Origin of the sequence: Pseudomonas sp. B26(2017) (assembly GCF_002113045.1) — a bacterium.
In the GTDB taxonomy this organism is placed as follows: Bacteria; Pseudomonadota; Gammaproteobacteria; order Pseudomonadales; family Pseudomonadaceae; genus Aquipseudomonas.
Genome location: NZ_NEJJ01000013.1, coordinates 169,897 through 187,637 on the forward strand (window position 1 = coordinate 169,897; position 17,741 = coordinate 187,637).

At 53.7% G+C, this 17,741-nt stretch carries 11 protein-coding genes, 1 tRNA gene and 1 pseudogene; 6 read left to right on the top strand and 7 right to left on the bottom strand.

Going from position 1 to position 17,741, the window contains the following annotated elements:
• Positions 1–105 precede the first annotated feature (105 nt).
• Positions 106–924 (top strand): inositol-phosphate phosphatase, encoded by an 819-nt coding sequence (suhB, locus tag CAF79_RS20160; protein ID WP_085699846.1) that lies wholly within the window; start codon positions 106–108, stop codon positions 922–924.
• A gap of 95 nt (positions 925–1,019) precedes the next feature.
• Here the strand turns inward: suhB and CAF79_RS20165 are convergent, their stop codons facing one another.
• From CAF79_RS20165 to queA, 6 genes are all read right to left on the bottom strand, one after another.
• On the bottom strand, positions 1,020–1,568 hold the full coding sequence (locus CAF79_RS20165; RefSeq protein WP_011335818.1) for a glycine zipper 2TM domain-containing protein: 549 nt from the start codon (positions 1,566–1,568) through the stop codon (positions 1,020–1,022).
• Positions 1,569–1,689: 121 nt separating this feature from the next.
• Positions 1,690–2,604, bottom strand: a complete 915-nt coding sequence (gene secF / locus CAF79_RS20170; RefSeq protein ID WP_085699848.1) for a protein translocase subunit SecF — start codon at positions 2,602–2,604, stop codon at positions 1,690–1,692.
• Between the two features lie 9 nt (positions 2,605–2,613).
• Complete coding sequence (secD, locus tag CAF79_RS20175) at positions 2,614–4,485, bottom strand: protein translocase subunit SecD (protein WP_085699850.1); 1,872 nt, start codon at positions 4,483–4,485, stop codon at positions 2,614–2,616.
• Between the two features lie 64 nt (positions 4,486–4,549).
• Complete coding sequence (yajC, locus tag CAF79_RS20180; RefSeq protein WP_065257675.1) at positions 4,550–4,885, bottom strand: preprotein translocase subunit YajC; 336 nt, start codon at positions 4,883–4,885, stop codon at positions 4,550–4,552.
• 43 nt (positions 4,886–4,928) lie between these two features.
• Positions 4,929–6,044 carry a tRNA guanosine(34) transglycosylase Tgt gene (tgt, locus tag CAF79_RS20185; protein WP_161794909.1) on the bottom strand — a complete coding sequence of 372 codons (1,116 nt, stop codon included), beginning with the start codon at positions 6,042–6,044 and terminating at the stop codon, positions 4,929–4,931.
• 14 nt (positions 6,045–6,058) lie between these two features.
• A complete protein-coding gene (queA, locus tag CAF79_RS20190) occupies positions 6,059–7,108 on the bottom strand; it encodes a tRNA preQ1(34) S-adenosylmethionine ribosyltransferase-isomerase QueA (protein ID WP_085699854.1) in 1,050 nt (349 codons plus the stop codon).
• 108 nt (positions 7,109–7,216) lie between these two features.
• Here queA and CAF79_RS20195 point away from each other — a divergent pair.
• From CAF79_RS20195 to CAF79_RS20225, 5 genes and pseudogenes are all read left to right on the top strand, one after another.
• A tRNA-Leu gene (locus CAF79_RS20195) sits at positions 7,217–7,301 on the top strand.
• Between the two features lie 138 nt (positions 7,302–7,439).
• Positions 7,440–7,967: a hypothetical protein gene (locus CAF79_RS20200; RefSeq protein ID WP_085699856.1), complete on the top strand. Its 528-nt coding sequence runs from the start codon at positions 7,440–7,442 to the stop codon at positions 7,965–7,967.
• 1,015 nt (positions 7,968–8,982) lie between these two features.
• Positions 8,983–10,175, top strand: a pseudogene (locus CAF79_RS20210) (ISL3 family transposase).
• 650 nt (positions 10,176–10,825) lie between these two features.
• Entirely contained in the window at positions 10,826–12,550 is a 1,725-nt protein-coding gene (locus CAF79_RS20220; RefSeq protein ID WP_085699860.1) for an ATP-dependent endonuclease, read from the top strand.
• A 2-nt stretch (positions 12,551–12,552) separates the two neighbouring features.
• Positions 12,553–14,190 carry a UvrD-helicase domain-containing protein gene (locus CAF79_RS20225; RefSeq protein WP_085699862.1) on the top strand — a complete coding sequence of 546 codons (1,638 nt, stop codon included), beginning with the start codon at positions 12,553–12,555 and terminating at the stop codon, positions 14,188–14,190.
• A 401-nt stretch (positions 14,191–14,591) separates the two neighbouring features.
• On the opposite strand, the gene CAF79_RS20230 is transcribed toward CAF79_RS20225, so the two are convergent.
• Entirely contained in the window at positions 14,592–17,639 is a 3,048-nt protein-coding gene (locus tag CAF79_RS20230) for a hypothetical protein (protein WP_085699864.1), read from the bottom strand.
• Positions 17,640–17,741 lie beyond the last annotated feature (102 nt).

Below are 17,741 nucleotides of genomic sequence, written 5' to 3' on the forward strand. Positions count from 1 at the left end.
CAGAACAGCCTACCGTTAAGCTATGAAAGCGAACAGCGACCTTCACCTGAAGAAAAGTTCTGATAGAATGCGCGGCTTTCTTTAACAACCTTAGGTGACACATCCATGCAGCCCATGCTGAATATCGCGCTGCGCGCCGCCCGCAGCGCCAGTGAACTGATCTTCCGCTCCATCGAGCGCCTGGATACCATCAAGGTCGACGAAAAAGACGCCAAGGATTACGTATCCGAGGTAGATCGCGCTGCCGAACAGAAAATCATCGACGCCCTGCGCAAGGCTTACCCGAATCACTCGATCATGGGTGAAGAGACTGGCCTGCACGCCGGCACCGGCATCGAAGGCGAAGAATACCTGTGGATCATCGATCCACTGGACGGCACCACCAACTTCCTGCGCGGCATTCCTCACTTCGCTGTCAGCATTGCCTGCAAATACCGCGGCCGCCTGGAACACGCCGTTGTTCTGGATCCGGTTCGTCAGGAAGAATTCACCGCCAGCCGTGGTCGCGGCGCTCAACTGAATGGTCGTCGCCTGCGTGTCAGCGGTCGCACCAGCCTTGAAGGCGCCCTGCTCGGCACCGGTTTCCCGTTCCGTGACGACCAGATGGACAACCTCGACAACTACCTTGGCATGTTCCGCGCCCTGGTTGGCCAGACTGCCGGTATCCGCCGCGCCGGTGCGGCGAGCCTGGACCTGGCTTACGTAGCCGCCGGTCGTTTCGATGCGTTTTGGGAGTCGGGTCTGTCCGAATGGGACATGGCTGCCGGCGCCCTGCTGATTCAGGAAGCAGGCGGTCTGGTGAGCGACTTCACCGGCGGTCACGACTTCCTTGAAAAAGGCCACGTCGTTGCCGGCAACACCAAATGCTTCAAGGCAGTTCTGACGGCGATCCAGCCGCACCTGCCGGCCTCGCTGAAGCGCTGAGCGTTTCGCGAAACCAAAAACACCCTTCGGGGTGTTTTTTTATGGGCATGAAAAAAGCACCTCGAAAGGTGCTTTTTCTATAAGCCATCAGCCAATCACTGACCTGGCTGGTTCTGCGACAGGATCAGCTTGCCTTCCTTGTCGACCGGAATCTGGTTGCCCGGATCACGATCCATCCGCACCTTGCCTTCCTTGCCGTCCAGCGAATACCGGACGTCATAGCCCACGACCTTGTCGCTGATGTCATTCACCGTGTTGCAGCGAGTCTGAGTCGTCGTGTAGGTATCACGCTCCTGCATACCCTCCTGAACCTTGTTACCGGCGTAACCGCCACCGACCGCACCGGCCACCGTGGCAATCTTCTTGCCGGTACCGCCACCGATCTGGTTACCCAGCAGGCCACCTGCCAGCGCACCGACCACGGTGCCGGCGATCTGGTGCTGGTCTTTCACCGGCGCCTGCCGGGTCACCGTCACATCCTTGCACACTTCACGTGGAGTCTTGATCTGTGTCTTGACCGGCTCTACCGCCAGCACTTGCGCATACTCAGGGCCGCTTTTCACCAGGCTGTAGGTGGCAACAGCACCCCCGGCAGTCACACCGACAGCACCCAATACCGCACCAACCAGCAACGACTTGTTCACATGAACCTCCTGACCATCACATGCGGGAACGCGCCCGCGCTTCTCCCAGCCTTGGAGCAAAAAAAAAGACGCGAGTTCAACTCGCGTCTTTTTTGACTGACCGCCGGGAAAACGATGGCCGTTATGGACGATCGTCGACTTCCTTCTCGGTGTTGGCCGGAGGAATGAGATCTTCAGAGCTCAGGTTCAGCCAGATCAACACCACGTTCGCGATGTAGATCGACGAGTAGGTACCCGCCAGAACACCGATAAACAGGGCGATGGAGAAGCCGAACAGGTTATCGCCACCGAAGAACAGCAGCGCCGCGATCGCCAGCAGGGTGGAGATCGACGTCGCCATGGTCCGCAGCAGAGTCTGAGTCGTCGAGATGTTGATGTTCTCGATCAGCGAAGCCTTGCGCAGGACACGGAAGTTCTCACGCACCCGGTCGAATACGACGATGGTGTCGTTGAGCGAGTAGCCGATGATCGCCAGCACCGCCGCCAACACCGTCAGGTCGAAGGTGATCTGGAAAAACGACAGGATACCGATGGTCACGATCACGTCGTGGACCAGCGATACGATGGCGCCGACCGCGAACTTCCACTGAAAGCGGAAAGCCAGGTAGATCAGGATGCCGCCGAGTGCCAGCAGCATGCCGAGGCCGCCCTGGTCACGCAGCTCTTCACCGACCTGCGGGCCGACGAACTCCACGCGCTTGACGGTAGCGGGGTTATCGCCGCCGACCTTTTGCAGCGCTTCTGCAACCTGATGACCCAGTTGCGGATCTTCACCCGGCATGCGCACCAGCAGATCGGTGGTTGCACCGAAGTTCTGCACGACGGCCTCGTGGTAACCCGAAGTCACCAGCTGCTCGCGCACCTTGGTGACGTCAGCCGGACGCTCGTAGGTCAGCTCGATGAGCGTACCACCGGTGAAGTCCAGTCCCCAGTTCATGCCCTTGTGGAACACACTGAAGATGGCCAGCAAGGTCAGAAATACTGTGACGCCGAACGCAAAGTTGCGGACGCCCATGAAGTTGATTGTACGTAACATGGCAGCCCCTTAAATCCACAACTTCTTGAAGTCACGTCCGCCAAAGATCAGGTTGACCATTGCGCGGGTCACCATGATGGCCGTGAACATCGAGGTAAAGATCCCGAGGGACATGGTCACTGCAAAGCCCTTCACCGGGCCGGTGCCCATGGCGAAGAGGATGCCGCCGACCAGCAAGGTGGTCAGGTTGGCGTCAAGAATCGCAGTGAATGCCCGGCCGAAGCCTTCGTTGATTGCACGCTGCACGGTCATGCCGGCGGCGATCTCTTCACGAATCCGCGAGAAGATCAGCACGTTGGCGTCGACCGCCATACCCATGGTCAACACGATACCGGCGATACCCGGCAGGGTCAGCGTAGCCCCCAGCAGCGACATCAGCGCCAGCAGCAACACCATGTTCACTGCCAGAGCAACGGTGGCGATGACGCCGAAGAAACGGTAGATGGCGATGATGAACAGCGAGACGAACAGCATGCCCCACAGCGATGCATCGATACCCTTGGTGATGTTGTCCGCACCCAGGCTCGGGCCGATGGTGCGCTCTTCAGCGAAGTACATCGGAGCAGCCAGGCCACCGGCACGCAGCAGCAGCGCCAGCTCGGACGACTCGCCCTGACCGTTCAGGCCGGTGATACGGAACTGCGCACCCAGCGGCGACTGAATGGTCGCCAGGCTGATGATTTTCTTCTCTTCCTTGAAGGTCTGCACCGGAACGTCTTTCTCGACGCCATCAACCATTTGCTTGACGTAAGTAGTGACCGGACGCTGCTCGATGAAGATCACCGCCATGCTGCGACCGACGTTGCTGCGGGTCGCGCGGTTCATCAGATCGCCACCGTGACCATCCAGGCGGATGTTCACTTCAGGCGTACCGTGCTGCGAATCAAAACCGGCCTTGGCATCAGTCACCTGGTCACCGGTGATGATCAGGCCACGCTCGATCTGGGCAGGAGGACGCTTGCCTTCACGGAACTCGAAGGTTTCGGAAGTGGCTTTCGAAGCGCCAGGTTCTGCAGCCAGACGGAACTCGAGGTTGGCGGTCTTGCCGAGGATACGCTTGGCTTCGGCAGTGTCCTGCACGCCCGGCAGCTCAACCACGATACGGTTGGCGCCCTGACGCTGGACGATCGGTTCGGCAACACCCAGCTCGTTGACGCGGTTACGTACCGTGGTCAGGTTCTGCTTGATGGAGTATTCACGGATTTCCGCCAGCTTGGCTGGGGTCATCGCCAGACGCAGCACCGGTTGACCGTTGAGGTCGGCCGGAACAATGTCGAAATCGTTGAAATTCTTGCGGATCAGCGCGCGGGCCTGTTCGCGGGAGTCAGCATCGCTGAAGCCCAACTGAATGGCGCCATTGAGTTGCGGCAGGCTGCGATAGCGCAGTTTCTCTTTGCGCAGCAGGCTCTTGACGTCGCCTTCATAGACTTTCAGGCGGGCGTCGAGGGCTTTGTCCATATCCACTTCCAGCAGGAAGTGCACACCACCGGACAAGTCCAGACCCAGCTTCATCGGGTGCGCGGCCAGGTTGCGCAACCATTGCGGGGTGGTTTGCGCCAGGTTAAGCGCGACGACGTAGTCATCACCCAATGCCTTGCGGACAACGTCCTTGGCCGGCAGCTGGTCTTCAGCCTTGGTCAGACGGATCAGACCGCCCTTGCCGTTCGCAGCCAGGCTCGAAGCCTTGACGTTGATCCCGGATTCCTTGAGCGCGGTGCTCGCGCGATCCAGATCGGCCTGATTGACCTGCAGGGCCGTGCTGGCGCCGCTGATCTGAATGGCCGGGTCATCGGGGTATAGATTCGGAGCGGAATAAATCAGACCGATCGCCAGCACCGCCAGGATCAGAATGTATTTCCACAGAGGGTATTTGTTCAGCATCACGCCGCCCGTTATGAACGCGGGGCGCCTTGCGCGCCCCGTCGATTGAGTAGAAGTTGGAACCTTAGATCGCTTTCAGCGTGCCTTTTGGCAGCGTGGCGGCGATGGCGCCCTTCTGGAACTTCATTTCCACGGTGTCGGAAACTTCCAGAACCACGAAGTCATCGGCCACTTTGGTGATCTTGCCGGCGATGCCGCCGGTGGTGACCACTTCGTCGCCCTTCTGCAGGCTGTTCAGCAGGTTCTTCTGCTCTTTGGCGCGCTTGGCCTGTGGACGCCAGATCATCAGGTAGAAGATGACCAGGAAGCCGACCAGGAAAATCCACTCGAAGCCGCCGCCCATAGGCGCTGCAGCCGGTGCAGCCGCGTCAGCCATGGCATTAGAGATAAAAAAGCTCATTTAGCACTCCAGTTGCAAATGTTGAATCTTGGGGTCAGAAAACTCAGTCCAAAGGCGGAACGGGAAGCCCGCGTTTGGCGTAGAAGGCATCGACAAAGGCGGCCAATGTACCCTGTTGAATAGCCTCGCGCAAACCAGCCATCAGCACCTGATAATGGCGCAAATTGTGGATGGTATTGAGCATGCTGCCGAGCATTTCGCCGCACTTGTCCAGATGATGCAGATAAGCACGGGAGAAGTTCTGGCAGGTATAGCAATCGCAGGTCGGATCCAGAGGCGAATCATCATGGCGATGGAACGCGTTACGGATCTTCAGCACGCCTGTATCAATGAACAGATGCCCGTTGCGGGCATTACGGGTTGGCATCACGCAATCGAACATGTCCACACCGCGGCGCACACCCTCAACCAGATCTTCCGGTTTGCCAACGCCCATAAGGTAACGAGGTTTGTCAGCCGGCATCATGCCTGGCAGGTAATCCAGCACCTTGATCATCTCGTGCTTGGGCTCGCCCACCGACAGGCCGCCGATGGCCAGGCCGTCGAAGCCGATCTTGTCCAGGCCTTCCAGCGAGCGCATGCGCAGGTCCTGGTGCATGCCGCCCTGAACGATACCGAACAGCGCCGCCGTGTTGTCGCCGTGGGCGTTCTTCGAACGCTGGGCCCAGCGCAGCGACAGCTCCATGGACACTCGGGCGACGTCTTCGTCAGCCGGGTACGGCGTGCATTCGTCGAAGATCATCACGATGTCCGAGCCCAGATCGCGCTGAACCTGCATCGACTCTTCCGGGCCCATGAACACTTTCGAGCCGTCGACCGGGGAGGCGAAGGTCACGCCCTCCTCCTTGATCTTGCGCATGGCGCCGAGGCTGAACACCTGGAAACCGCCGGAGTCGGTCAGGATCGGGCCTTTCCACTGCATGAAATCGTGCAGGTCGCCGTGTTCCTTGATCACTTCGGTGCCCGGACGCAGCCACAGGTGGAAGGTGTTGCCCAGAATGATCTCCGCGCCGGTGGCGACGATGTCACGCGGCAACATGCCCTTGACCGTGCCGTAGGTGCCCACCGGCATGAAGGCCGGGGTCTCGACGGTGCCACGCGGGAAGGTCAGACGACCGCGACGAGCCTTGCCATCGGTGGCAAGCAGCTCAAACGACATACGGCATTGGCGACTCATAGTGTTTCCTCAGGGCCACGTGGTGCGGGATTACGGGTAATGAACATCGCATCACCGTAGCTGAAAAAGCGGTATTGGTTGTCGACGGCAGCTTTGTAGGCGGCCATGGTCTCGGGATAACCGGCAAACGCCGAAACCAGCATCAACAGCGTGGATTCGGGCAAATGGAAATTGGTGACCAACGCATCGACCACATGGAACGGCCGGCCCGGGAAGATAAAGATGTCGGTGTCGCCGCTGAACGGCTTGAGCACGCCGTCACGGGCGGCGCTTTCCAGCGAACGCACGCTGGTGGTGCCGACAGCAATCACTCGACCGCCACGGGCGCGACAGGCCGCGACCGCATCGACCACTTCCTGACCGACTTCCAGCCATTCAGTGTGCATGTGGTGATCTTCGATCTTCTCGACGCGCACTGGCTGGAACGTACCCGCGCCAACGTGCAGCGTGACGAACGCAGTCTCGACGCCCTTGGCGGCGATCGCGTCCATCAGCGTCTGATCAAAATGCAGCCCGGCGGTCGGTGCCGCCACCGCGCCGAACTTCTCGGCATACACGGTCTGATAGCGCTCGCGATCCGAACCTTCGTCCGGGCGATCTATATAAGGAGGCAACGGCATGTGCCCGACGCGATCGAGCAGCGGCAGCACTTCTTCGGCAAACCCCAGCTCGAACAGCGCATCGTGACGCGCCAGCATCTCGGCTTCGCCGCCGCCGTCGATGAGGATCTTCGAACCCGGTTTCGGCGACTTGCTGGAACGCACATGGGCCAGCACGCGGTGGGTATCGAGCACGCGTTCGATGAGGATTTCCAGCTTGCCGCCGGACTCCTTCTGCCCGAACAGGCGCGCCGGAATCACCCGGGTATTGTTGAACACCATCAGATCGCCGGGGCGCAAATGCTCCAGCAGATCAGTGAATTGACGGTGTGCCAGGGCGCCGCTGACCCCATCCAGGGTCAACAGGCGACTACCGCGACGCTCGGCCAAAGGATGGCGGGCAATCAGCGAATCAGGAAGCTCGAAGGTAAAGTCAGCAACGCGCATGATGGGGTTCGTCTAGCAGGGCCGGAAAGTCTAGCGGAAATATCGAAAATTGACCATGAAACGTGATTGACCAACGGTAGGCACCTCTCTATACTTCGCCGCCATTGAGCCCTGATGGCGGAATTGGTAGACGCGGCGGATTCAAAATCCGTTTTCGAAAGGAGTGGGAGTTCGAGTCTCCCTCGGGGCACCAGCACAATGAAGAAAGGCCTTGATTATCAAGGCCTTTTTTTTCGTCTGGCGTAAATGTGGCGTAGTGGCCGCCACTTCTCACCGTGTGAGAGAGCCAGCGCGGACGATTCAACTCTAAGAAAATATCGGGAGCGGGGCTATGGCTGGATCGAGAAGAAACGAGATCGTAATCGCCGTCATTGGCTTGGTCGGAGTCATCTTCACCGCCGTTATTTCGAACTGGGACAAGATCTCCCCGTCCACGGCAAATTATCCGGTGGCCAGCGACGATATCAACGTCCAAGCTCAGTACTACATAGAGACGACAGGTTTCCGAGCGACCCTGGAGGCATTCGAGAAAGCGAGAGTTGAACGCTATCGACGTGAATACAAAGTCTCCGCCGAAGTGGCGGACTGCATGATCGATATGGGCATCCCCGCTGCTCAGCTGGTCAGTATCGCTACGAACGTTCTGAAGGCGCATTACACGCTCGAAGAGCTAAAAGAGATGAACCGCATTGCATCACTTCCTCTCATGCGGAGAGTGACTGAAAAGCAACCCGCGATCGGGTTGGATCTCTTCAAAGGCATTGAGGAAGCGGCCGAAAGAGCGCGTCGACGGAATTTAGCGATCGCAGGTGGGGAGAGGAAGGTCGCTCAGCAGAGTACCGCATGCCCAGCGCAGTAGGGCCACTGCAAGGCTCTGTATGGGTGGCTGCGCATAGGGCGTAACTCTCGAATGTGCAGCGCGTGAATCTGCGTGCGGCACCCACCCTACGCGACGGAAAATTTTTTCCCTGCCCTATGCTCAAAAGCACGTAAGAAGTGTAAGTGAGAGATTTAGATTCTCTGTATCCCTTATAGATAGAGGGATAGAGGTCTCTCTATTACTGTAAGTGGACTGTCGGAAGGCTGTTTTTACCTAACAGTTGGCACGTGTAAGTAGAAATTCTCCCAAGCCCTTAATTTACAAGGCTTTCAGCGCAGTCAAAATTCCCCATACAGTTTCCTACATTCACACTGTAAGCGACGATCCCCAATGAATCCGGGGTGTGGAGCCGCTTTCTGACACACCCAACAACACTTACACGTTTGGAAGGGACTACCCAAGAAAGTGTTTTTGATGATCGACCAGATCTGGCAGTGATCCGCTCCTGAACTTCGGCGCTGTGTGTGAGACTTTGAAACACATCAAATAGCCCGCAACCCTTGATCTGTGCGGGCTGCAGCGAAATTCTGCGTCCCGCGAAGTCAGCCAGGTTTCACGTGTAAGAGACCTACGCCCGCCGTTAAAACCTGCTGAAACCCGAGTTTTCAAAGTCTTCGACCAATCAAACCGGGCACTTCAGCGACCCTCCCCCCGCTGCCGCTCCTTGCATCTCTGTGCAAGCGCGCTGCATTTCTCTTCAAAACTTTGCACATTGTGAAACACCCGCCTTGCTGCGAAGCCCCACGGCCCGCCTGGGCTGCGGGATCATTTGCACTACATCCCGATTTGCACAAAAAAAGGACGTGAAGCCCGTCGGCGGGAGGGGGATAAGTGATTTCTCGTCAGATTTTTTCTTGGTGCCACAAGCTTTACCGGGACCGAGCCGGCGCCAAAAAAAAGTTCTTCACGGAATCTCGGGAAACACACAAACAAGAACGCCGATTTGATTGATGATGTTCGTGCGAGCAAACACATCTAACAAACCGGCGTTCTTATGCGCGATATTAATACTTTCCTTCCTTTTTGGGAGGGCTTTTCTGTCGTCAACATCAAGCCTGATGGTGACGCCCTCCAGATCGATCTAACACCCCACGCCACCCGATTCCCTTCCTGTGGCGGCTGCCAAAAAACCTGTTCAACCACTCATGAGTATTGCGAGCGAGTCGTTCGTGACTTGCCCATTCTTGGCCGTGCGGTACGCCTCAATGTTTTGCTCAGGCGAGTTGGCTGCCGCGAGTGTGGCAAACGCATGGAGGCCGTCAGTTGGCTGGATCGCTATGCGCGTATGACGCGCCGCCTGGCCGACGCGGTTATTCAGGCTTGCGAGCGCCTTCCCACCCTGCACGTGGCCCAAATGTTTGGTCTGCATTGGGACACGAGCGTCGCGCCTTGCAGGCAGTATTGAGCGAACTGCCGAAGGCGCAACCACGACGTTTGGTGATGGATGAATTCGCGCTGTTCAAAGGACATCGCTACGCCAGCGTTGTGCTCGATGCCGACACACGACGGGTTCTGTGGATCGGCGAAGGCCGCAGTCGGGCGGCGGTCAGACCGTTCTTCGAAGAGCTTGGGCCAGAAGGTTGCGCCAAAATCGAAGCGGTGGCGATGGACATGAACACCGCTTTTGACCTGGAAGTTCGTCAGCACTGCCCGAAAGCGCGAGTGGTCTACGACCTGTTTCACGTAGTGGCCAAATACGGCCGAGAGGTCATTGACCGGGTCCGCGTCGACGAAGCCAACCGGCTACGTCACGACAAGCCGTCTCGCAAGGTCATCAAACAAGCGCGATGGCTGTTGCTGCGCAATCCGCAGAATCTGAAAACACCTGAACAAGAGGTTCACTTGCAGGATTTATTGGCAGCCAACCAATCACTGATGACGGTCTATTTGATGAAGGCTGAACTCAAAATACTCTGGGCACCGAGTACCGCCTGGGCCTGGAGATCGGCCTGGAAGCAGTGGCTGCGCCATGCTCATGAAAGCGAAATTCCGGCCCTGATCCAGTTTGCCAAACGGCTAAAAGGCTACTGGCGGGGCATCGTGAGTCGGGTTCGCTGGCCGATGCACACCGGTCAGTTGGAAGGAATAAATAATCGAATAAAGGTCATCAAACGGATGGCGTACGGTTACCGGGATAGCGAATTCTTTTTCATGAAGATCAAGAGCGTCTTTCCCGGTAATCCGTGAAGAACCTTTTATTTTGTTGAGGACATCCTTCGCGCATGCGACTTCACCCTCAAATAATCACTTCCATCAGCAAAAGGAATCTACGTTGTGGACACAATGAGCAGACGTGAGATTGGTGACCTGTTGTCTCGGCGCCTTCCACAATGCACCATCACCTGCTCGATAAATGCCGACGGTAGTCTGTCTGTCGAAGTGATCGACCCCGTCCAGCGACAATTCACGATTGGCAACATTGATCACTCCAGGTATCACGGCGAAGCAGGAATTAATCGCCTACTCCGCGAGATCCTCGAAGAGAGGATCATCCCTCGCCGGTCTACAAATCTGGACTAACGCTAGGTGCCCTGCCCTACGCCCTCGACTGCTTTCGACCAAAGGCAGTCATCGGCTGTCTAGGAAGGCCGCGGCGATCTAAGCGAAGTTTGATCTAATATTGGACCCCGCCAGATGACACGGTCGTGAACACATCCTCAGCCGTTTCGTGTGTGAAGGTGCCGTGTATGCCGGCCTTACGCATTCAGCCCCCACCCGCTCCGGGAGCACACACCACTCAGCATCGAGAGCTAGTGCTGTTACTAATGCCCTATTGACACCATAGCCTTTCCGCCCGAAGCTCAAAATCTTACGCAAAGCTAAAACCAGGGAAGAAAATGCTTATCACCAAAGTGGTTTTAAAAGGTTTTCGAAATTTCGCGGATTCTTCAATCAACCTTGAGCGTAACACGCTGATCATTGGTGCGAACAATGTTGGCAAAACTAATCTGGTTTATGCTTTGCGCCTGCTATTAGACAAAAGTCTTTCAGATGCCGAAATTGAGCCCGTAGAATCTGATTTCCATATTTCAGGCGCTGGAAAAATTTCGGACACGCTTTCAATAACGGTTTATTTCTCTGAGGTAACAGAAGACGCTGTGCTCGCGACTTTGAAGGGAAACATTACAAATGATGCGTGCTTTGTCCTTCAATATACTGCTGACAGGAGGAGCCTGACCTATGATATTAAAATTGGTGCCACAAGATCTTCGCTCGTAGAAATCCCTTCAAGATATTATTTAAAGCATATAAATCTGAGATACGTAAAATCTCGAAGAGATCTTGAGAAATATATTAATACAGAAAAGAGACAGCTTTTAAAACTGTCCTTAGAGAGCCGTAGCGAAACCGAATCGAAGTCCGATCATCGCCAGATGGCCAAAATTGGAAAAGCCTTAGAAGCGATCAACGACAAAATCCGAAACCTGCATTACGTAAAAGGAGCGACAGATTCTGTAAATGAGGAGCTACAAAAGCTTGCTCACGATTTCAGTGAGTACGAAGTAAAGCTCGATTCAGGTGCAATTCAGGTGCAGCAATTTATTGACAGCCTTCGCTTGGGCGCATCTACATCTGGAGCCTCAGTAATGCTTGGGGGCGACGGACGTAATAATCAAATCCTGATGGCTTTGTGGAAAGCTAAAAGCCAGCGCGAACATGATCCGGATAGCGAAGTGGTGTTTTACTGTGTTGAGGAACCTGAAGCACACCTTCATCCGCATCAACAAAGAAAACTGGCTGATTATTTAATTAATGACCTGCCTGGCCAAACGCTTATTACTAGTCATTCACCCCAGATTACGGCTCGCTATGTACCCTCTTCAATTGTCCACCTCAAGGTAACCAGTGGAAGTACCAGAGCGGCGAGCAATGGTTGCAGTAACTGCATCAGCAAAGCATGGGATCACTTAGGGTATAGAATGAGCATTTTACCTGCCGAAGCCTTTTTTGCTAAATGTGTTCTGCTTGTAGAGGGGCCTTCAGAAATTTTATTTTTTAGTGAGCTTGCAAAGCACCTATCCATCGATTTGGACTTCTATAACATTTCCATCTTGTCTGTCGACGGAATTCAATTTAGCGTTTATGTAAAGATTTTGAACGCCATGGAGATACCATGGGTAATGAGAACAGACAATGACGTTTCGGATATAAAAGTAAAAAAGATTCCGCTACGTCACTTGGCTGGGATTAACCGTTGTCGCGCAGCGATAGGTCTAAGTGCTATATCACATGCTCCACTCGGCACGACCACTCAATCACTGCTGGTCGATGGCACTTGGGAAAAGACATCAAAGGAGACGAACCCAAAAGGCGCCTATCTGTCTCGAGTCGATCTTGAGCATGACTTGGCGGAAGAGATGGAGTCTGAAGTGGTTGCTTATGTGTGTAAAAAGTTGAAGAAACGGACTTTAGACGTCACAAGTTCCATCAAGTACTTACAGGGTAAGAAAGCTATCCGCATGAGAGAGTTGCTGGCTCACATTTCGGCTAGTCTTCCTGTAATCAAAGATGGCTTTTTGGCGAAACCACTACTACATGCAAAAGCATTGGCTGAGGCGTAGGTATGCCTACTAAATTCACTTACAGTGATGCTCAGAAGGCGGCCATTGATTGCGCTGGCAGCATGGTTATCACGGCCTGCCCTGGAAGTGGAAAAACAACAGTAATGGTAGAGAAGATCCGCCAGGAATTTGGTAATCTCAAGCCACACCAAGGGATCATAGGAATATCCTTTACCATAAAATCCAGCAAAGAACTTGGTGACAAATGCAAAAAGAACGGAGCCAATACCAAGGCAAGTTTTTTTGGAACCATCGACAACTTTTGTCTTGCTGAAATTATATTTCCATTCCTTGCTCGGATTTACGGAACAAGCAAGCAAGAAATCTCATGCGTGCAGTTCAGCCAATTAAAAGATGAATACAAAGCTCACCTTCCCGAACTTTCAAAACCAGATATCAATTTAAGCACTGACGATTACGATTTCTACGAGCCTGAATTTATGGAGCACTACCGGCAAGGGTTCGTTCTTCTAGAAGCCGTCACAATAATTGCTTGTAAGATCTTGGAAAAATCAGAGGCTTGCAGGCGTTATATCAAAGCCAGGTATCGCTCAGTTTACATAGATGAATATCAGGATACATCTGAGCCTCAACATGCCCTTTTTTGCGCGTTGCACTCACTCGGCTTGAAAGCTGTAGCCGTTGGTGATACCCAACAATCCATATTTGCGTTCCGAGGAAGTGATCCTCGTCACCTTCTGGCACTCGCAGCGGATGTGGACAATTTCGAACATCACATAATTGACATCAATCATCGCAGTCATCCCTCAATAATTAATTACTCCAAACGTCTATACTCCCCTCAGTGCCAACTAATTCCGGTTGCCGCTAACGACATACATGTTTATCACCGTAGCTTTGACGGGACGCAGGAGGCTGTCGCTGGCGGCCTTAGTAATTGGATAGAGAAATCAGTTCGCGCGTTGAAAATAGAGGACCTGAGTGAGGTCGCTGTATTAGTGAGATGGAACGGTTCGATTGATCGTCTACAAAGACATCTAACGCTGCCTGCAAGATTTTATAGAGACGATTCGTTGTCAAAAATTGCGAGCCCGCTGGGACGATTCTTCTCTGCTCTGCTTACTTTTTATTTCGACGAGCGTATGTTGGCAGAGCAGTTACTTGATGATTTCTTGCTAAATAAAAGGACACCTGCAGGGCTCAGAGCTATTAGAAAATCGATCCATGGTCTGCGAAATTTTGAATTGAATAAGGTTCCAGAAGAGTTTATAAAAATTGCGACGCTTTTCAATTTATCTGCGGATAACAAAGCTGAGGTTGATGCGCTACTACAGACAATTTCATCTCCAGAGGATATATTGCACTACAAAGCGGTACAACCAGGCGAAATTCAAGTGATGACCCTCCACAAATCGAAAGGACTAGAGTTTGACTTGGTTATTCACCTGGACCTCTATGACTGGGTGTTCCCCACGAGAACATACACTGGAAATTTTAATGAGGAAGTTTTTCCGGATTGGGATCAAGACCTGAACCTTCACTTTGTAGGTATCACCAGAGCTAAAAAATGGTGTGTTTTGATCACGAGTACTCAGAGAATAAACTCGGAAGATAAAGTTAAAAAAGGCAGCCCCTCTCAGTTTCTTAGCTTGCCAGGAATCAAAGGATTGTATCGATAGATAAGGCACTGCTGAAATGTGCTTTCACTACGTCCATACAGTCCTCCTGCCATCTACCTGCAATCGATTATTTTCTGAGTTATGCGATGACCGTTCGTACCTGATGGCAATGGCTTCAAAATGTCGCGTAATTCTGTCACAGCTATTCGATTATCTGCGACATGACATGAGACAAATGTGGCATCGAGATAAAGGGATGTTAATCCGATCCCTGTCACGACTGACCGCGTATGGCCGATTGCTGCCGATCACTACAAACCGCTTTCGGCCAAAAGCGGTCGGTCTCTGAAAATAAAATCTGCGTGGTTCAGTCAGAGCGAAGCATTGCAAAACGACGAATTTGGTCCTAACAGAACCCAATGATTGCTCTTGTCCTGGTGCCAGCCAGATCCCGACGTTCTCTATATCCCTCGGATTGAAATACTACTGATCTTTCTTCGCTTTCTGAGCTGCCTAGCAAGGTCGCCAATAGCATCCGTTCGATCGCCCGCTGCCTGAAGGAGTACGTCCACAGTTTTCTTACTTCCGCGCCCCGCACTAATGGCAGCCTTCCAACCAATAGCTGCCTTTTCGGCGTTCATCATGTCAAGGACCCGCTGAAGACTTTCAGGGGCATGTGCCAGCATGGCTTTTAGCATTGGTGAAGACTCCTTGTACCAGCTCGGGTGAGCTTCAGAGAGAGTCTTAGCGATGGTTGGAATGCACTGAACAAGCACAGATGGCAATAGTTCAGGAGCTTTTTCCATGAAGAGTGCGATGACAAACTCGCCATAGGTCCATGCAACATGCGAGTAATTAGCTAGAGCAATGGATTTGCCTATACGTACAAACTCTACAGCAGCATCTGGGGCCACCACCGCCAATCGCGGGGGCATCGTTTCCATATGACCGAGGTTCCTCTGGATGAAATTTGCCATCGTCGTCCAGGACTCGCTCGTGCCAGCGGCTACCCCGATGAGAGTTTCTGCTTCATGGGGCAGGTGACTCCAATGCGCACCGATTGTTGCACCTAGTCCATCCCAGTCAATCAGTCTAACAAGCCGTTTGAACTTAGGTCGCGATACACGGTGTAGCAGAGCTAGCAGGAATGTTACTTGTTGAAACATGCGAAGCGGTGCCAGGGATAGCTTTCGAGCCAGGTCATGCAGGTCGACATTGTCAAACAGCGCACGTGCAAGATAGATATGCCGTGTAGTAGGCGCATACTTTCCTGTGTATACCCCCAGAGGGTCCAGAACTCTGAGAACGTGCCACGCAAGATCATCAAGCTCTCGAAAATTTAGTACAGGATCTGCTATTAATTTCTTCCTCGCGGTGGGTAAGAATACCTCGACCATGTCTAAGGTTAGCGTCTCACATGGCCAAGCCATCGCCTCCATGAGAGAGATAATTCGATACAATGGTGCTTCCTGTGGCCACGATGCTGCCAACGCTAATAGTTTTTCCTTATCTAGATTTTCGAGAACTATTTGCGCCCATGGATCCCCTTGTCCTAGTCTTAGGCTCTTTGCCAAGTCAGCGACATGCCCAACGCTTGCAGGGTCTACATTAGAAATCAAACCGGCGATCACTATCGGATTCACCCTGCGGATCAGTTTGATGGCAAACTCTTCTCTGCTGTTCAACAAATCGTTCAGTAGTCGCGCGAGTCCATGTCCCATAGGATTTATCGCTCGCTCAATCCATGAAACGATTGTGGATTCATTTCCTTGAAGATCGATTGCAATTACCTCTTCGAAATACGAGGAAATTTCAGTCAGTACAAAGCATGCCGTCATCACTTCATCCGGATCGCTTACTTCCCAGCAGCGAGCAAGAAGACATTCAAGCGACTCTCTCTTGATCAGTCGCCGCCACTTGCCGTGGTTGTTGAACCAAAGTTCATACAACAGTGTTCTCAGGCCCGCAAGGGGGAAAGAGTGATCTGTAACTACAGCGTTCAGGATTGCAGCTACAACAGCCCTGTATGCCTCGTCTTCGCGTTCCAAGATGCGTCCAAGTAACACGGCCGCAAATCGTTGATGTGGGCATCGCAAGTCATTCGCAGATATCACCAATCGCTCTGCGACAAGTGCATCCAGCGCAGCACCAAGGTTGCTGTTGTCGACTGTTGTACTGGTTAGCAGTTCTGTGATGTCCGCCGCTGAGCAGCTTGAATCGCGGGAGGCTAGCTGCCTAATGGCCACCGCGGCCAGCGGCAGTGCGGCATCCAGTGCAACGGCCGTGCTAGTAGCTTCGTTCGCCCGTCGCCAACCGCCTCCGAGCACAAAGCAGAATTGCCACGGAACCGCCGCATACTTGGCTGCATGCTCGATGCGCTCTTCGAGTGAAGTATCCATCATCAGATCGCCCACATTACCATCCGCCCGCCGCACGGCTTCCAACGTAGCGCGGCGATCCGCGAGCATACCTGACGCAATAGCACGAATGGCCGCTTGTGGGTCCATTCGCACTGCTCCTCGCAAAGCGGCTCGACCTTCTATTGCGCTGTGTGTGGAGAGAATAAGCCGCTGGGAAGTTGCCCGGCCTTCCAGTACTTTTAGGTCACTGTCGGTAATCAGGTGCGCGTCATCCACCAACAATAGGACGCCAGTGTCACCAGGCGAGGGGAGATCTTCCAAGAGCACGTCGTCACCACGAAGCGTAAAAACCCTCCAACCACGTGTTGCAAAAGTATGTGCTGCTTGGAAAGCACAAACCGATTTCCCTGTTCCAGGTTCACCGATGAGCCGTGCTGAGTAAGCCATTTCCATCTGCCGGGTTACCAAATCGGCTTCAGGAAGGCGCGGGCAAGCGAGTGCATCTGTCGGTCCGAGTGGCCTCCCCAGAAGAGCAGGACCTAGGTCGCGACTACTATCAAAAATCACTTCGCGCCATGCTGGTGTATTCAATCTTTGGGTGATTAAAGGTTGAGCACCATTAGTTGAAGGTCCAACGACTGTGAATACGTTAACGGCCTCCGCAAGCCTTGCAGCGTCCACCCCAAGCTCCGGGTAAAAGTTCTCAACCACGGTTGGGTGGTTGAAGAGTAGGGACTCGATGTCGCCCCAACCCATGACTTGGACGGTAAATTTTCCTTGGCGCTCTCTCTCGACGGAGATCTCACGTGCAATTCGCTGCAAATCTCCGTCCGTAGGTGCGGTGGTCGCCAACACCCAATGTTCCAGTGCAGGGCTAAATTTATCCGCCTTTGCTATCTCGGCTAATAGCTCGGCCTCACTAACGCTCGAGCCAAGTGATTCATCCTTTCCCTTACATTGAACGCCTTGAAAACGAGAACGACTGCCATCGACTCCGGCCCACACATCAACACCGTGTTGAGGTTGTCCTGCCCGACCATTCTTTTGAGCGAGCCTGTCTTTCCAGACGTCTCTGAAAAGGGCAAGGCATAACTCCTCAAATTCCTGCCAATGTTTTGGCCTGGGGATTTGCTTGTTTCTAAGGTCCATTAAGAATGGCAGCTCGCGTTAATTGGGCTAAAGGATTGCTCTTTGCTGAATAAGAATTCTTGGTCACCGGGAATATTAACGCTAGTCAGCATTGTGAGTCGC